At 40.8% G+C, this 16,994-nt stretch carries 14 protein-coding genes and 2 tRNA genes; 9 read left to right on the top strand and 7 right to left on the bottom strand.

Annotation, left to right across the window (positions count from 1 at the left end; translation table 11 throughout):
- Positions 1-245 precede the first annotated feature (245 nt).
- Positions 246-1,724, bottom strand: coding sequence for a replication factor C large subunit (locus RE476_RS01670; protein WP_309308575.1), 1,479 nt, complete (start codon positions 1,722-1,724; stop codon positions 246-248).
- An 88-nt stretch (positions 1,725-1,812) separates the two neighbouring features.
- Between RE476_RS01670 and mtxX the strand changes: the two genes are divergently transcribed.
- The 3 genes from mtxX (at position 1,813) to RE476_RS01655 (ending at position 5,596) form a co-directional block, all read left to right on the top strand.
- Complete coding sequence (gene mtxX, locus RE476_RS01665; protein ID WP_309308573.1) at positions 1,813-2,667, top strand: methanogenesis marker protein Mmp4/MtxX; 855 nt, start codon at positions 1,813-1,815, stop codon at positions 2,665-2,667.
- A gap of 95 nt (positions 2,668-2,762) precedes the next feature.
- Positions 2,763-3,536 carry a thymidylate synthase gene (locus RE476_RS01660; protein WP_309308571.1) on the top strand — a complete coding sequence of 258 codons (774 nt, stop codon included), beginning with the start codon at positions 2,763-2,765 and terminating at the stop codon, positions 3,534-3,536.
- A gap of 200 nt (positions 3,537-3,736) precedes the next feature.
- Positions 3,737-5,596, top strand: coding sequence for a hypothetical protein (locus RE476_RS01655; RefSeq protein ID WP_309308569.1), 1,860 nt, complete (start codon positions 3,737-3,739; stop codon positions 5,594-5,596).
- A gap of 272 nt (positions 5,597-5,868) precedes the next feature.
- Here the strand turns inward: RE476_RS01655 and ilvD are convergent, their stop codons facing one another.
- Complete coding sequence (gene ilvD / locus RE476_RS01650; protein WP_309308567.1) at positions 5,869-7,530, bottom strand: dihydroxy-acid dehydratase; 1,662 nt, start codon at positions 7,528-7,530, stop codon at positions 5,869-5,871.
- Positions 7,531-8,068: 538 nt separating this feature from the next.
- Here ilvD and RE476_RS01645 point away from each other — a divergent pair.
- Entirely contained in the window at positions 8,069-9,745 is a 1,677-nt protein-coding gene (locus tag RE476_RS01645) for a radical SAM protein (RefSeq protein ID WP_309308565.1), read from the top strand.
- A gap of 9 nt (positions 9,746-9,754) precedes the next feature.
- Here RE476_RS01645 and RE476_RS01640 read toward each other — a convergent pair whose 3' ends face one another.
- The 5 genes from RE476_RS01640 to RE476_RS01620 form a co-directional block, all read right to left on the bottom strand.
- Positions 9,755-10,783, bottom strand: coding sequence for a lysylphosphatidylglycerol synthase transmembrane domain-containing protein (locus tag RE476_RS01640; RefSeq protein WP_309308563.1), 1,029 nt, complete (start codon positions 10,781-10,783; stop codon positions 9,755-9,757).
- A 30-nt stretch (positions 10,784-10,813) separates the two neighbouring features.
- On the bottom strand, positions 10,814-11,974 hold the full coding sequence (locus RE476_RS01635; protein ID WP_309308561.1) for an NDP-sugar synthase: 1,161 nt from the start codon (positions 11,972-11,974) through the stop codon (positions 10,814-10,816).
- A 74-nt stretch (positions 11,975-12,048) separates the two neighbouring features.
- Positions 12,049-12,432: an OB-fold nucleic acid binding domain-containing protein gene (locus tag RE476_RS01630; RefSeq protein ID WP_309308559.1), complete on the bottom strand. Its 384-nt coding sequence runs from the start codon at positions 12,430-12,432 to the stop codon at positions 12,049-12,051.
- Between the two features lie 16 nt (positions 12,433-12,448).
- Entirely contained in the window at positions 12,449-12,985 is a 537-nt protein-coding gene (locus tag RE476_RS01625; protein WP_309308557.1) for an FKBP-type peptidyl-prolyl cis-trans isomerase, read from the bottom strand.
- Between the two features lie 396 nt (positions 12,986-13,381).
- Positions 13,382-13,453, bottom strand: a tRNA-Ala gene (locus RE476_RS01620).
- Between the two features lie 179 nt (positions 13,454-13,632).
- Between RE476_RS01620 and RE476_RS01615 the strand changes: the two genes are divergently transcribed.
- From RE476_RS01615 to RE476_RS01595, 5 genes are all read left to right on the top strand, one after another.
- Positions 13,633-13,709 (top strand) — tRNA-Ile (locus RE476_RS01615).
- Between the two features lie 431 nt (positions 13,710-14,140).
- Positions 14,141-14,515: a transcriptional regulator gene (locus RE476_RS01610; RefSeq protein WP_309308556.1), complete on the top strand. Its 375-nt coding sequence runs from the start codon at positions 14,141-14,143 to the stop codon at positions 14,513-14,515.
- A 167-nt stretch (positions 14,516-14,682) separates the two neighbouring features.
- A complete protein-coding gene (locus tag RE476_RS01605; protein ID WP_309309542.1) occupies positions 14,683-15,915 on the top strand; it encodes a 3-isopropylmalate dehydratase large subunit in 1,233 nt (410 codons plus the stop codon).
- Positions 15,916-15,944: 29 nt separating this feature from the next.
- Positions 15,945-16,148, top strand: coding sequence for a hypothetical protein (locus RE476_RS01600; RefSeq protein WP_309308555.1), 204 nt, complete (start codon positions 15,945-15,947; stop codon positions 16,146-16,148).
- Between the two features lie 14 nt (positions 16,149-16,162).
- Positions 16,163-16,960, top strand: coding sequence for a cohesin domain-containing protein (locus tag RE476_RS01595; RefSeq protein ID WP_309308554.1), 798 nt, complete (start codon positions 16,163-16,165; stop codon positions 16,958-16,960).
- The last annotated feature ends 34 nt before the right edge of the window (positions 16,961-16,994 follow it).

The following is a 16,994-nucleotide window of genomic DNA, read 5'->3' as shown; positions in this document are numbered from 1 at the left end:
AAATCATACATAAATAGTACAACTGTATAAACAATCACATATAATGAGAATCTAAACAAGTAGCCACAGTAATGTTCATAGGCAAATAGATGGGAAACCACATACGAGTAAATTTGCAGTAAAATAGAGATTGTATAGTATGTGTATTTGAATATGCATGATGTTTTATAGCCTTTTAAAAATAGATATCATTTACTATACACGGCATACATCATAAAAAGAACAATACACCCCCTAATAAACACCTAAAAATCAAAAAGAGTTTTTTGTGGCTTTTTTAAAGGTTCCTTTTTTGGGAACGAAGATTCCTCTAAAACAGGCACATCATTGTTTGAAACTGGTAATTTATCCAGGCTCAATTGGGACGGATCTTTTTTAGGAGCATTTCTTTCTACAAAAAAGACAGGCTCGTCCGAAGGAAGAACATGTTTGCGTAACTCCTGAGCTTCATCATAAAGAGCCTGAATCTTTTTAGTGACTTTCTTGGCACCCAGAAGATAAAGAAGTTCATCCATATCAAGCCCAAGTGTTGCAACAACTTCTACTGAATAGACATCTGTCTCCAGAAGTTTTGAATAGAGTCCTGCAACCTCTAGCCGGGAATAACGCATTGATTCATGACAATGAGTTCCAACTTTCACAGCTATATTGTTCCTCATGTTTCTTTTGGAACGCATCTGCCCCATCTTACGCCAGAGAGAAGGAGACTGGTATTTTACAAAACCACCACGACTGCGCGATTTTGAAACAACAGTGCCCCCAGTCATAAGCATACCTGCATAACGCCACATGCGATAGTTCTGCCGCCTGCGCACACGCCCCAGAAAACGATCGGAACGCGAAAGATAGGAATAAACCTGGACAATATCGGGAGTCAGTGCTTCCTCGCCTTTACCTGTGTACTGGTATGGAAGATTCTCATCCACCCAGTGAATAAGATCCTCTGGTGTTTCATCAAGATTATAAGTTGCCTCAAGAGCAGAAGAGATATCCTTGCCCTTAAAGATCCTCCCCACTACTTTGAATATGGACTCTTTGGTATCTCGCTCAGATGTGGAAATATCTTCGATATCAATCTCTGTACGACCCATGGCAACTGCCTGCAGATCATTTACAGCACTTCTGAAATCACCATCTGCAGACTCCGAGATTTTCTCGATCACACCAATACCACACATTAACCCTTCCTGCCGTGCAATATCCTTAAGTGCCGGTACCATGGAACGAGACTGTACTGAACCGAACTTGAGTTCCAGGCATAATGAACGCAATGAAGAAGAAATACCATAAAGGTCGTTAGCAATAAGCAGGATTGGCTGACTTGTTTTTTTGACAATATCAACAATTGCGCGTGCTCCGCCACGATCACTATTTCCATGAATATTATCGGCCTCGTCAAGTACAATAAGCCGTTTTGCAGACGAACCAGTCAGAGTTTGCATCCTGGATGCTGAGCCTGCTACCTTTTCAATCACACCTGCAGTCCTCTGATCGCTGGCATTGAGCTCTATAACTTCCCAACCCATATCATTTGCAAATGCATATGCAGAAGAGGTTTTACCTATACCCGCCTGACCATGGAGAAGCACTGCTTTTAATTCAGGAGCACCATGCACCCATTGCTCACCCCATTTTTTAAGGTCATCTATCACTTTTTTATGACCCACGATATCACTAAGTGTCTTTGGCCTGTATTTTTCTGCCCATTCCATCTGCACAGTCATGTTATTAACCCAATATTCAGGAAAAGTAATTAATGTTTGCATCACTTTGATTGTTCTGATTGATATTACTGATGGCAGGTATCACCCCATGGGATCAAAAAGTACAGAGAACCTCCTTAGCCTGATCGAAAAAAGGGCATTACAAAATAAGGCAAGAGTTGCAATAGGAGTACGTAACCCCAGCCCGAAAATGCTGAAAAGTGCCAGAGATGCACATGAAGCAGGGTATGCACATGTGTTGCTTGTGGGTAACAAAAGAGATATCGAAGAAATAGGAACAGATCTTGAGATAATAGGAACCAATGACCCTGAAAGAACAATTGGAGACCTGTTAAAATCCAGATATGTGGATGCTGCAGTCAGAGGAACCGCAGGGGCTTCGGAAACACTGGCGCACCTCAAGAAAATATTAAATCAGGAAAGCCTGCACAGAATAGCCCTGTTACAAACAAATGAAGGAACTCCTTTTTTTATCGCACCTGTGGGCATAGATGAAGGGAACGAGCTTGCGGACAAGATAGGATTCATCAAACTTGGAGTTGAATACATCCGCAGGTTCAACATAGAGCCAGTGGTAGGCATCCTTTCAGGAGGAAGATTGGGAGACCTGGGACGTAACCCACGTGTAGACCAGACACTTGCCGAAGGAGACTTCATTGTCAACAGGATAAGAGAGCAGGGAATCGATGCAAAACATTATACGATACTAATTGAGGATGCAATAAAGGAAGCAAATTTTATACTTGCTCCCGATGGCATATCAGGCAATCTCATATTCAGGACACTCGTATTCCTCGGAGGAGGAGACGGACTTGGCGCACCAATATTAATGGATGATTATGTATTTGTTGACACATCCAGAGTTGGAGGGCACTACACTAAAGCTATAATGCTTGCAAGTGCACTGGTTGGGAAATATGACACACAAACAACCAATGAATAATAACAATGATTATATCCGTGAGGATACATCTAATTTAATAAAATAATTTTTATTTCAAAAGGGCATCATCTAAAGTAAACTGACTTCAACAGGGAATGAGTGACATGGAAGCTGTACTGATAAAAGCAAAAACGATCTCATCGGCATGGTCTCAATTGATCAGCGAGATCTATGAAAAAGGGGAGGAGCACAAACCCGACTACAAAACGATGACAAAGAGAGTGCACGCCACTATATACATAGAGGATGTGAACAACATGCAGGTCAATCCTGCCGTACCTTTTGGAGAGAACCTTATAAAGAAGTACAAGGAAGAACTCACGGAAGAGTATGCAGACTGGTACGTTTCACTTTCAGATGACGACAAGAGGAAATTCGACTACTGCTATGCTAAGCAATTGTTCAGGTACGGACAAACAGCATATAATACATTGCAGGAAAATGTGAGCAACCTGCGCCCAGGATCCAGGAGACATGTTGGTGTCCTCTGGGAGAACGAAGTCCACATCCCTAAATATGAAGACCAGCCATGCTGGATAGCATATAAAGTAGAGCTTTTAAACGACACCCAGGTAAGGATATACATATTGTATAGATCATGGGATGCGTTCGGTGGATTCCCCGCAAATATCCCTGCCATTGTAGAAGGATTCAAAAAGGTGTTCAAGGAACAGGACTTACCTTACGAGATAGAGTCACTTATAGCCACCGGATGGGACACACATATTTATGAGGCAGATCTTCAGGCAGTGGAAAAGATATTCAAGAATAATGAATTGTGCCCCATGTGCAAGTGTATAACCCCAAAGCATTCATTTATCTCAACAACGAGGGGCAAAGCCTGCCCGGAATGTAAGAAATCAATGTGAATTTTCATTCACATATTTACTTTTTTTTAATATGCTTAAGTACCTCCATTAGCTTGTCTTTTATTTTGAATAAACAAGAGATTTCAAGCACAGGTAGTAACATACATCGAAATAAAAATATAATTGCATTAATTATATATGTATGATATATGCATACATTAGTATGATTCTACATAAAAATACATCAAAGAGAGATTGCTATGAAACGACTTACTATAAGCATGTCGGATGAGCTTTTTGATAAACTGGACGTAATTGAGAATAAGAGCCTGTTCATCAGAAAACTTATCGAAAGGGAACTGGACATGTTAGACAATGTTCCAACAGATAATATTATACCATGGACTGAAAGATTTGCAATCCTCAGAGATGATGTGAACATAGTACTTAATCGCCTGGAAATGATCGAAAAGAATATCCCAGGAATAAATGAAGTCCTCGAAAACGTAGAAAATGAATCAGACATGATCTATGCACATAAAACAGAGGATAAAAACATAACATTGGATGACGAATTACTTTTTGAATCCCAGACAATCGAAGAGTTTGCACACATCGGAACGAATGACATTTTTAAAGAAGCAGATGCCATAGCCCAGGTTAACTTAAAACCAGTGCTACAAGAAACTGTAGAACAAATAGAGCCACCATTGCCAGACAATGAAGAAGTTAAACAGGAACTTGCTGAACCAGTACAGGAAACAATGATTAATAGTACCGAAGAAGCAGAATTTGAACCCGAAAATAAAATACAGCAAAGCTTCGAAGAATCCATTCATGAAATGAAGTTGTCTGAAATAGTGGCGGAAAAAAGAAGTGAATCGGAACTTGAAATGGCACAACCAGAAATCGAAAATGCAACACCCATAATCTTGAAACAGACAAACCAGGACTCAGGATTTGTAATGCCAGAACTTAAGCCACCGGAGCAAACAAACCAGGACTCAGCATTTGTAATGCCGGAATTTAAGTCACCGGAGCAAACAAATCAGGATTCAGGATTTGTAATGCCAGAGCTAAAGCCACCAGAGCAAGCAAATCAAGACTCAGAATTTGTAATGCCGGAATTGAAGCCACAGGAGCAAACAAATCAGGATTCAGGATTTGTGATGCCGGAACTTAAGCCACCAGAGCAAACAAACCAGGACTCAGGATTTGTAATGCCAGAGCTAAAACCACCAGAGCAAACAAATCAGGATTCAGGAGTTGTAATGCCGGAATTGAAGCCACCAGAGCAAGCAAATCAGGATTCAGGATTTGTGATGCCAGAACTTAAGCCACAGGAGCAAACAAACCAAGACTCAGGATTTGTAATGCCAGAATTTAAACCACCAGAGCAAACAAATCAGGATATAGGATTTGTAATGCCAGAACTTAAGCCACCAGAGCAAACAAACCAGGACTCAGGATTTGTAATGCCAGAATTTAAGCCACCAGAGCAAACAAACCAGAATTCAGGATTTGTAATGCCGGAATTGAAACCACAGGAGCAAACGAACCAGGATTTAGGATTTGTAATGCCGGAACTTAAGCCACCAGAGCAAACAAACCAGGACTCAGGATTTGTAATGCCAGAATTTAAGCCACCAGAGCAAACAAACCAGAATTCAGGATTTGTAATGCCGGAATTGAAACCACCGGAGCAAACGAACCAGGATTTAGGATTTGTAATGCCGGAACTTAAGCCACCAGAGCATACGCCAGTAGTACCAGATTTCAAACCACCTGAAGGAATGCCTACATTTGAATTGTCGGACATGGTGCAGCCTGCAAACTTTGAAGGTATGCCAGAAGTACATAATATACCACCACAACCAACACCTTTCACACCTGCGCCAATGATAGAGCAGAGTGATGATACTAAATTAGACAAACTTGAGGGGAACATACTGATGTATATGCCGCGCGGCGCAAAAGTGAAGAAAGAAATTATCAAAAGCCTTGTTTCACGCCATTATAGCCAGGAAGATATTGACAGGAAAATACAGGAACTTGTGGCAAGGGAAGTACTTGTGCTCAAACAGGAAAATGGTATTGAGCAACTCCACAGGTTAAAATGATTCAAATCAACCCGGATCTTTCAGATGACATCTCAGAAAAAGTCATACCTGAAGAACACTGGATACAAACACTTCTGGAGAAATCATAGCATCCGTTGCAGACGAGTCTTCCACATATAGCACATGTGTGCATACCAGATACCGAACCACATATCGAACAAATGCCCACTCTTTCCATTAAATAATACTCAGGCAATCAAATCTAAAATAACCATCGGTCATATTTTAAAAAAGGAAAGAAACAAGTCCATATGGACCTGTTTTATCTAGCATCAATCAATGATAGCGCCTTTACTTGCAGAACTGACAAATTTCCTATATCGTGCAAGATAACCAGTAACTTTCTTTTCCAGAGGAACAAAAGTTTCCCTGCGCTTTTCAAGTTCTTCCTCTGAAACTTTCAGGTTCAGTATTCTGCCAGGAATATCTATCTCGATGATATCACCTTCTTCTACAAGACCAATCGGCCCGCCTTCCTGAGCTTCCGGAGAAATATGCCCTATGCAAGGACCTCTGGTTCCACCGGAGAAACGACCATCCGTTATCAGTGCAACCTTGTCGATAAGACCCATGCCTGCAATAGCTGATGTAGGAGATAGCATTTCACGCATACCCGGGCCACCTTTCGGACCTTCATATCGTATGACCACTACATCACCTGCAACAATCTTCTTTGCAAGGATTGCTTCCATAGCTGCTTCCTCACTATCAAACACCCTGGCAGGACCACTATGTTTGAGCATTTTAGGATCGACTGCTGCCTGCTTGACAACCGAGCCATCAGGAGCAAGACTTCCCTTCAATATAGCAATGCCGCCCTCTTCATGTATAGGTGATTCAAGAGTACCAATTATCCTTGCATTGAGCTTCGGATTGACCATTATAAGATCATCGAGGTTCTGACCTACGGTCTTGCCATTCACAGTAGCTTCATCAAGGTTAAGCAAAGATCTCAATCGTGCCATTATAGCCTGAACTCCGCCGGCCCTCTCAAAATCAAGCATGTAATGTGCCCCACCAGGCTTAAGGGAGATAATGTGAGGAGTACTTCGGCTCAGCCTGTCAAATACATCAAGAGACAATTCAAGACCGAACGCATGAGCGATTGCTGGCAGGTGAAGAGTTGTGTTAGTACTTCCACCAATTGCCATATCGACCATGATGGCATTCTCAAAGGACTTCATCGTGACTATGCTACGTGGATTGATGCCTTCATTGACCATGGAAACGATACGTTCACCAGAGTCCTTTGCAAGCCTTATCTTCTTGGCATCTGCTGCATGAGCTGTGCCACAACCAGGCAGACTAAGCCCAAGTGCTTCGGTCATACATGCCATGGTATTTGCAGTATACATACCTGCACATGAACCGGCACCACTACATGAACAATCCTCCAGCAGCTTCAATTTCTCGTCAGACACTTTCTCTGCCTGACATTCACCCACACCTTCAAAGACAGAGATAAGATCCCTGTACTCATCATCAACGAATCCGGGAATCATTGGACCGCCTGTCACGACGATGGCAGGAATATCAAGACTTCCTGCTGCCATAAGATGACCAGGAGTGATCTTGTCACATGCAGTGATCATGACCATTCCATCAAGCTGGTGCCCCTGCAGGACAAGTTCAATAGAGTCCTCAATAGCCTCACGACTTGGAAGGGAATACTTCATTCCTTCATGACCCATGGCAATACCATCACATATTCCGATTGTATGGAATTCGAATGGAACACCACCGGCACTTCTTATTCCTGCCTTTACTGCCTCTGCAACCTTATCAAGATTAATGTGACCAGGTATCAATTCATTCCTGGAGTTTACAACCGCGATGAACGGTTTTTTCATTTCAGAATCCGTCACACCTGTTGCCTTCAAAAGTGAACGATGGGGTGCACGTTCAAGTCCTTTCTTGGTCTTGTCACTTCTCATTAGAAAACCTCGTTTACTGCATAATATCTAAACTACTATACGTAATGGAAAAAGGAATATATAAGAAGTATGTGCCGCATGGCAATTATCAAGAGAATTTTGAAGAGGACTGTAGGACGAGGATATATCCACATAATATGCATAACGGCGCTCACATAAGAGTATGATGAATACTTAACCTTAAGCAGCCCATCACCCATGCGTATTACATAATTCATACACCATATGACGTGTGAATTGTAAGCTATTTTAAGAAAAATGCACCCCTGCTTGTTTTACTACTAACATCAAAACAAGGAAAGAAAAACACAAGAACAAGTAACCATTAACTTAAATATCCATGAAGTGTTCCAACGGTGAGCACACAAGAGAGTTACATACTTTAAACATTACCATATGAGCCAGAGACAGTTTCCAAAGCCAATTAAAAATAAAAAAGCATCAGAAAAGGTTTCGGCAACTAATGTGCTTAGATACATATATGAAATTAACTATAATTAAAAATACATATTGAATAATGTATTATTAAGGAACAAGCATGAAAGCAGTAATAATCGATGGATATGTTGATGAACCCGCCTGTTTTGGAGTACCACCATACATATCACCATACATAAGATATATCGCAGGCGCATTGCGGGAGAGAGGGTTGCAAGAAACAGACATCTCTTTTTTCACTATCGATGAGCTGCGCAAAAAAATGGTCCATGCTGCCGAGCTTATAAAAAGAGCTGAAATTGTTATAATAGTAGCAGGTATGACTGTGCCCGGAAAGTACCTGCGTTCAACACCAATAAACCTGGCAGAGATAGAGAGCATATTCAGTGCATCCAGTGGTTTGAAAATATTGGGCGGACCCATAAGACTTGGATTCTCACTGGAAGGTGGAAAAAAGGCCGAAAGTAACCTGATAAATTCCACAGATGTGACTATCTGCCAGAAAGATATCGAAGCCTTTGTTTATGACATTCTTGAAGAAAATATAAAAAATATAGAAGAATGTCAGCATCGTTTCAGGTCAGTTGATGAAATTGGAAGATGGGCCGTAAAAGGAACGTTCATCATCAAACAACATCCAGATTACCCTAATGTGATGTGTGAGCTTGAAACGTACAGAGGATGCGGGCGTAACCAGCACTGCTCATTTTGCACGGAGCCATCCTACGGAAGCTCAGACTACCGCCCCATCATTGATGTTGTTTCCGAAGTCACCGGATTATATGAGATGGGTGCCAGCTATTTCAGGATAGGAAGACAACCCGACATCTTGAGCTACCATGCCAGGGATAAAGGCGGACAAATAGCCGAACCGGATCCGCAAGCCATACTGTCCCTCTATAAAGGCATCAGGAATGTGGCACCGCAACTAAAAGTATTGCATATGGACAATGCCAACCCGGGGACCATATCAGCATACCCGGAATTATGCAGGGAAATATTCAGAACCATTGTAAAATACCACACTGCAGGAGACGTAGCAGCACTTGGGATGGAAAGCGCAGACCCCAGTGTTGTGAAAGCCAATGGGTTAAAAGCGATGCCTGATGAAATATTTGAAGCCATTAAGATCATAAATGAAGTGGGAAGAATACGAGGAAGCAATGGAATGCCAGAGATACTTCCCGGAATCAACCTTGTACATGGCCTTATGGGAGAATCAAAAAAGACATTTGACCTGAACTATGATTTCCTGAAAAATGTCCTTGACTCTGATCTCCTGCTTCGAAGGATAAACATAAGGCAGGTTATGGCCTTCCCGGGCACCTTAATGTATGGCAACGACGAACTTGTCAGGAAGCATAAACAAGTATTTCTAAAGTACAAAGAGAAGGTTAGAAAAGATATAGACCTTCCAATGCTTCAGAAGGTAGTTCCTGCCGGGACAATACTTCGAGACATCATGTGTGAAGTCAATGATGGAAAAATGTGTTTTGGAAGACAGATGGGTTCTTACCCACTGCTTGCAGGAATCCCTGCAAATCTCCCACTTGGAAAGTTTATAGATATTACCGTGACCCGGCATGGGCACAGATCAATTACCGGAATTCCATACCCACTTGATATAAACACTGCTCCCGCATCACTTATACAAGAACTCCCCGGCATCGGAAAAAAACAGGCCGCGCTCATATATAGCCAGATTCCTTTTTCAGATAAAGATGATTTTCTAAAAAGAATCGGCAATGAAGAACTACTTGCCTACATTAAACTTTAAGAAATCTTTTCAATTAAGAAAGTTTTTGATGAATTCCGTATCTTTAAGTATCCTGAAACTGACGAATCCCCCCACCAGGACATTCATATAAAATGTGAATGCTCTCCATGCAATAACTGCAATACCAAGAACAGATGAAGCTACAAATAAAGAAAAAACAGTCGTTCCTGCAAATTCTGCGACCCCGCTGGCCCCCGGCGTAGCAGGAATAACAAGCAGCACTATTACGATTATCTGTGAGGCAAAAACAATAACGATATCAGGGTGTTGGTTCAGGCCCATCAATATCACATATAGCATTGAAAAGTCCACCAGCCAGAAAGCAATCGTAGAAAGTATTCCAAAAGCAAGACCCCTTCTTCCTTCATTCAGTAATACTGAGATGCTATCATGGAAATGTTCGAGTTCAGAGTCAACCCTTTCAATTATTTTTTCAAGAGCGGAATCTGTTTTTTTGCCAAGAATAGGTGCTAATCGATGCACAAAGAAATATACGACCTTTTTAGTAGGGCCAGGTTTCCATAAAGCATACAATGTAAGAAATAGTATGATAATTAACCCCAGCTCGGCAAAAATGAACATAAAATCAAAAACGGAATCTTCAAGAACTCCACGTATGACATAGATAGATAAAGGTGCCAGCGCAAGGATAAAAATACCATCCAGAACTCTTTCACCAATAACTACAGCAGTTGCTTTTCCCAGGGGGATCTTCTGACCATGAAGCAAGTGAATCCTGAGAGGTTCACCACCTAAGGACGAAGGAGTAATAGATGCAGCAAGGGTTCCTGAAGTCACAATCTCAAATGATTTAATGTAGCTTACATCATGACCTAATGCTTTACAGAGAGAACGAGTCCTCAAGCCCCAAATAACATAGGTCAGGGCATGGATACATACGGCTGCAAGCATATATACAGGCTTTATTTCCGTTAAAGCACCAATCGTTCCGGAATCAAATGTGAAAAGAACCACAATGAAACCGGAAACAAGGCTTATAAATAACGATATCAGAATCCACTTCTTAATCTTATTCATATCCCCAACCATATAGTACCTAGAAAAATACTACATATAGGCATCATTGAAGATGTCTTCTTTCACTTTAGACTTAGACGGGATCAATACCTCGGGCCATATCCTCACGTTCGAATGAACCGTAACATCGCTTTCAATGATAACATTTGGACCGATGACAGTACCATTTTCAAGGCTGCAATTATTGCCCACTTTTGTACCATTATCAATTGTAGACCCGGATACATTTGAATTTCTACCGATGGTAATATCATTGAATATATAGGATGACAGAATTCTTGAATCATTATTGATTACGCAGTTTGAACCTATGGCCGTATAAGGACCAATCAGAACATTATCCCCTATTGTCGTGTTCTCACCAATGACTATAGGGCCAACAATTGCAGAGTTAGAACCAACAGAAACGTTGTGACCAAAAGAAACAGGACCTTTAATACGAGCATCCTGCGTCTTGAAATGACCTTCGATAGTAGTGCCAGGTAAGGATTCAAGCATCCAACGCTGAGCCTGCCTGTATGCCTGAGGACTTCCCACATCAGTCCATTTACCTCTTGCAAGGATACCATTTATCTTTCTTTTTTTGGCAAGTATGTCCGGGAAAAGATCTTTTGCAAAATCATATTTCTTGTTTGAAGGTATCCAGTCGAATATCTCAGGATCACATACATATATTCCAGTACTTGCAAGATTACTGAAAATCTCACCGGGACCGGGTTTTTCAAGAAAACGATTTATCCTGTTGTTAACATTCATATCAGCAATACCAAACTCACGAGGATCATCAATAGATAGAAGCCCTATCGTTACAAGAGCATCTGTCATTTCATGGAACCTGAACATTTCCCTGAGATTCAGGTTCAATACATGATCTCCACCGAGTACTATGAATGGACTGTCACGCAAATATTCTTCAGCGTTCTTCACACCACCGGCTGTGCCCAGTTTATCCTTTTCGTAGACATAATCAATATGAACTCCGAATATGCGCCCATCCCCAAGTTCCTCTTCGATCTTCTCAGCCATATATCCCAAAGTGATAACGATATCATTGAAACCTTCCTTTGACAGGTGTTCGATCAGGTGAACAACTGAAGGTTTATTCAAAATAGGAATACTTGGTTTTGGTCGAGCAAATGTCAATGGACGTAACCTGGTACCTTCCCCGCCACACATTATACAGGCTTTCATACTTTAGTAAGATGTGATTTTTGCATATATCTTTAGCGACCAATTAACGCATTATCCAAACAATTTATTAGTACCTATTTCAAAAGATCGACATCGCCACTGCTTTGAACTACCACTTCAAGATCTCCTCCGTACTCATCCACAATGCCAGTGATAAGTACATGGTCATTCTCATTTATCTGCGAATCTATATCGTTTGCACCATTATTGGAAGGTACAAAGACCTTGACTACCCCAGAACCATAATCAATATCCATTAAAAGGTGACCACCAGTGTAAGTAAAACTCTTTGAAAGTACATCCCCCTCAAGCCGGACATCTTCACCAGGCAGAGAAGAAGAGCTAAACTCCCCTATGCTACTGCCATCATCTCCAGAATAAAAGCTGGCATAAGCTATCGTTAGTGACAGCAAAGCCATGCACAGAAGAATCACAACGATCTTTTCTTCTTTTTCCATAGATAAACCACATGGATCAGGCTTTTTCTATTGAAACCAATTCTATAGTAAATATCAAAGTCTCTCCTGCGAGATTATGATTACAATCAAGAGTGACATTTTCCTCAGATATATTGGCAATTGTCACTACCTGATTTTGATAAGTTACTTTCTGACCTATGATCGGTGTTATATTGGCAGATTCGAAATCTTCTGCAGGTACAGGAATCAATAATTCAGGACAATATGCACCATAAGCCTCTTCAGGAGGTATAGTAACTGTTTTTTCCTCACCAATCCCCATACCAATTACAGCATCATCAAACCCTTTTATCATCTGGCCTGCACCCGCTACAAAGGGTAATGGTTCATAATTTCTATAAGGATTGTAAATATTTTCTTCTATTGCAATTTCTTCAATGGAAGTGTCGAACACAGTCCCATCTTCCAGACTTCCGGTATAATTGACAGAAATATAATCCCCTGCCTCAACTTTTTGTGAATTATCAGAATCATTACAGCCGCTGACAAACAGAACACAAGACACTAGAATGAATAATAGTATTTTTTTCAAATAATCACCATTTGCATTTATACATTTCTAATTAAAAACTGACACCACACACAACATAGATAATAATTTTGACGAACATATTAATGTGATTCTTTAACGTATATAAGATTACTGAAAAGATATCATCAAAAATTCGTCAATATTTTGACCCATATACAACCTCAGGCTTAAGAAAAGAGTAAATAGGGCACTAACTGCTGAATCTGGTACATCATCAAATGCAGACTTTGTTCACCCAACCACTTAGGATAGTAACGAGATGGTACAAATAATTCCGAATCTGCCCGGAGAATAAAGAAGAATGTTTGTAGACATAATAACTACAAATGTATAATAAACTATATACATCTGTGTAGTTGTTTGTTGTATATTACTGTTGCCTGAAAAATAGTTATGTGGACTGGTCGGGAATTGAACCCGAGGCCTCTACCATGCCAAGGTAGCGATCTTCCCCTGATCTACCAGCCCGGAATATCAAGTCATACAGCACATTATATAACATAAATCTATCGCTGCGGACTTGTGTGAACTTTTGTCAGTTAAAAGAAAATGAGGACTGAAAGTCCATTTCAACCAACATCTTTAAGTATCTGCATGCGTATTTGGAGTGTCGCGTGATGAAGGGTCACGTGAAGCACAAGCAATATGGGCCCGTAGCTTAGCTCGGTGGAGCGCACGGCTGATAACCGTGAGGCCATGAGTTCGAATCTCATCGGGCCCACCATAATTCTCTTTTTCTATTCTGAATATTTTAATAGTATCATAGGTTACAATCTTTTTGGTTATTTTTGCCTTTGGAAGATTGGCCATATATGTTCGATTTATCCATCCAGATATTGAATATTTAGTTGTTCACCTGTAAATCTAAAATCACCATTTATCCTCCATTAGCTAAAGCCATACCTCAAATAACTACATTGCCAATAATATATCATTGAAAATAGATGTTATAGACTTACTATTTTAATATAAAAAATATTAATATATAATAGAGACTTATATTAGTGCAGTCTTAATGAAAATGTTTAAGGACTTACATGCCAGGGACAGGGCCTAACCATTCAGAAAATATCGGACCGACCATCCTAGATATTATACTCCCATGGCTGGAAATCCAAACAAAACGAAATTTATTGCATATAATCCGGTGATTTTATGAGAAATAAAAAACCCAGTGGCATGAGTGAAAAAGAATATGAGATCGTAGAACTGCTCAGGAAATTAGATATGAACAGAACTGTAGCTTTAACTCTCGCCTGCCTATCCAGCGGAGAAGAAATCACTTCGCGTGAGATTGAGAAGAATTCTAACCTCAGACAACCTGAAGTTAGTATTGCAATGAGATACCTTAAAGACAATAACTGGGTAGACATAAGAGAAGAAAAGAAAACAGAAGGTAAAGGCAGACCGGTTAAACTCTACAGACTTGTCACTCCTCTTGATGAAATCGTCCGGAATATAGAGCAAAAAATCCTTCTTGAAAGCAGATACGTGCTTAATAATATTGAAAAGCTGAAAAGACTTGCATAATATCTTTTTAATTATTTGCTGCCATTGGCAGCACAAAATCTTTTTTACAGGGAGCATTATAACTCCTTATAATCAACAACCGTTTCTATCGAAGATTTTAAGTTAATAACGGATGTTGTACCAATCCTTATCCCAGTTACACTAACGGAGTTAATCTTTTGAGCACCATAAGCGAAAAAATATTCAGCCGCGCATCAGGAAAAAAAGCGAAGGCTAACGATTTTGTAATGGCAGACATAGATTTTGCCATGGCCCATGATGGCACAAGTGTCCTTGCTGTAAGAGCTTTCAGGGAGATGGAAGAAGAAAGAGTATGGAACCCTGAAAAAATAGTAATCCCATTCGATCACCTGACACCTGCAAATACAGACACCACTGCTGCATTACAACACGATATCAGAGGATGGATAAAAGACCAGGGCATCAAGAACTTCTATGACATAGGCGAAGGTATATGCCACCAACTGCTCCCTGAGAACGGATTCGCACTGCCGGGAAAACTAGTTGTCGGAGCTGATTCACATTCCTGCACCTACGGAGCATTCGGAGCGTTTGGTACCGGAGTCGGAGCAACTGATATGGCGGAGATCTTCGCATCCGGCAAACTCTGGTTCAAAGTACCGGAAAGTATCAAGATAACTGCTGAAGGCAAATTCAACAAAGGAATTTACGCAAAAGACCTGACACTCAAGATAATAGGTACGCTTGGAATTGCCGGTGCAACATACAAGGCTGCTGAATTCTACGGAAGCACAATAGAATCCCTTTCCATATCAGGCAGAATGACCCTTTGTAACATGGCAATTGAAATGGGAGCAAAGACAGGCATAGTTCCCCCTGACAGCACGACCTTTGATTTCCTTAAGGATATTGCAGTCGAGGACTATGAGCCCGTATACGCTGATGAGGATGCAGCGTATTCAAAAGAATACGATTTTGATACAAATGAGCTTGAACCACAGATAGCCATCCCTCACCAGGTAGACAATGTCAGTGACATATCTGATATCAAGCCCACAAAGCTTGATCAGGCATTCATAGGAACCTGTACGAACGGCAGGCTGGAAGATCTTGAAGTTGCCGCATCCATCCTCAAAGGAGAAAAGGTTGCCATCAGGACTATTGTAGTACCTGCATCCCGCAATGTTCTAATAGAGGCCATCAGGAAAGGTACAATAGAAACTCTCCTTGAAGCAGGAGTTACAATAGGTTCACCGGGATGCGGACCTTGTCTTGGAGGGCACATGGGAGTTATCGGTAAAGGTGAAGTATGCATTTCAACGGCCAACCGTAACTTTAAGGGAAGAATGGGTACTGGCGGTTACATCTACCTTGCATCACCTGCAACTGCAGCTGCTTCTGCACTTACAGGAGAAATCACCGACCCTCGTGAAATTTAAAGATTACAGAGACATCCGGAGATATTACAATGGAACTTGATAAGCCGAAACTTGAGCACCTTATTGAACACTGGGTAGAACACAACGATAGCCACAGTAAAAGTTTTAGCGAATGGGCTGCAAAGATCGAGGCAGCGGGCTATAAGGAAATATCAGAGGATATTAAAATGGCCGCAGCAAAAATGGATGAATGTTCAGAGTTGCTGAAAAAAGCAAAAAATAAAATAGAGTAAGCCAGGAACCTTTTATGTTCAGATCAACTATACGGATTGCGACATATGCAGTATTTGTCGCATTCTGCTTCATTATCCTCTCAGGCGTAGCAACTGCAGCCACAAGTGTGAGTATACTACCATCCTCACAGACAGTAGTAACTGGAGAGGACTTTACGCTACAGGTTTATATTGAGCCGGATACGGCGATTTACGGTTTACAACTTGATCTGAGTTATGATAATTCGCTTGTAACCATTAATAGCATTGAGGAAGGTAACTTTTTTGCAAGCAGCAATTCACCGGTGATGTTTAACTCCGGAAATATAGATGAATCCACAGGAACTGTATCACAGATATATGGTGCCCTTATAATGGGAGATGGCATCATAAATGAAGGTATTTTTTGTACTATCAACCTTGAAGCAAAATCAGATTACGGACCCTGCCAGCTCAGGATCACAGACTTTGTGCTGGGAGACGAACAGGGAAAAGAGTTACCTGTAACAACCTTTGATTCAATAATCAGCATTACTGACTCATCAGGCACTTTTAAAGAGATAAATGATAACAATAAAGATGCTGATGAGAGCGAACTCAACATCATTCCGGCACAGGATGATGACATAGAATCATTGAATAGTGAACAAAATTCCATAAATTATGAAAATGAAGAAATGATGTTGGCAAGTACACCTGACCAAGCTGAAGATGATATTATCGAAGCAAAAGAACCAGGGTTTGATAATAGTAAGATATCAAACTGGATAACTCTTATTATGATAGCGATTGCGTTTTTGGGAATCGCTTACTTCCTTGACAGGAAAAAATAGATTGTCACAAAGGGATAAAATGAAATTCCCTTTG

The sequence above is a fragment of the Methanolobus mangrovi genome, from assembly GCF_031312535.1.
GTDB lineage: Archaea > Halobacteriota > Methanosarcinia > Methanosarcinales > Methanosarcinaceae > Methanolobus > Methanolobus mangrovi.
Note: the sequence above shows the minus strand (reverse complement) of the source record. Positions and strands in the feature narration are given on the sequence as shown.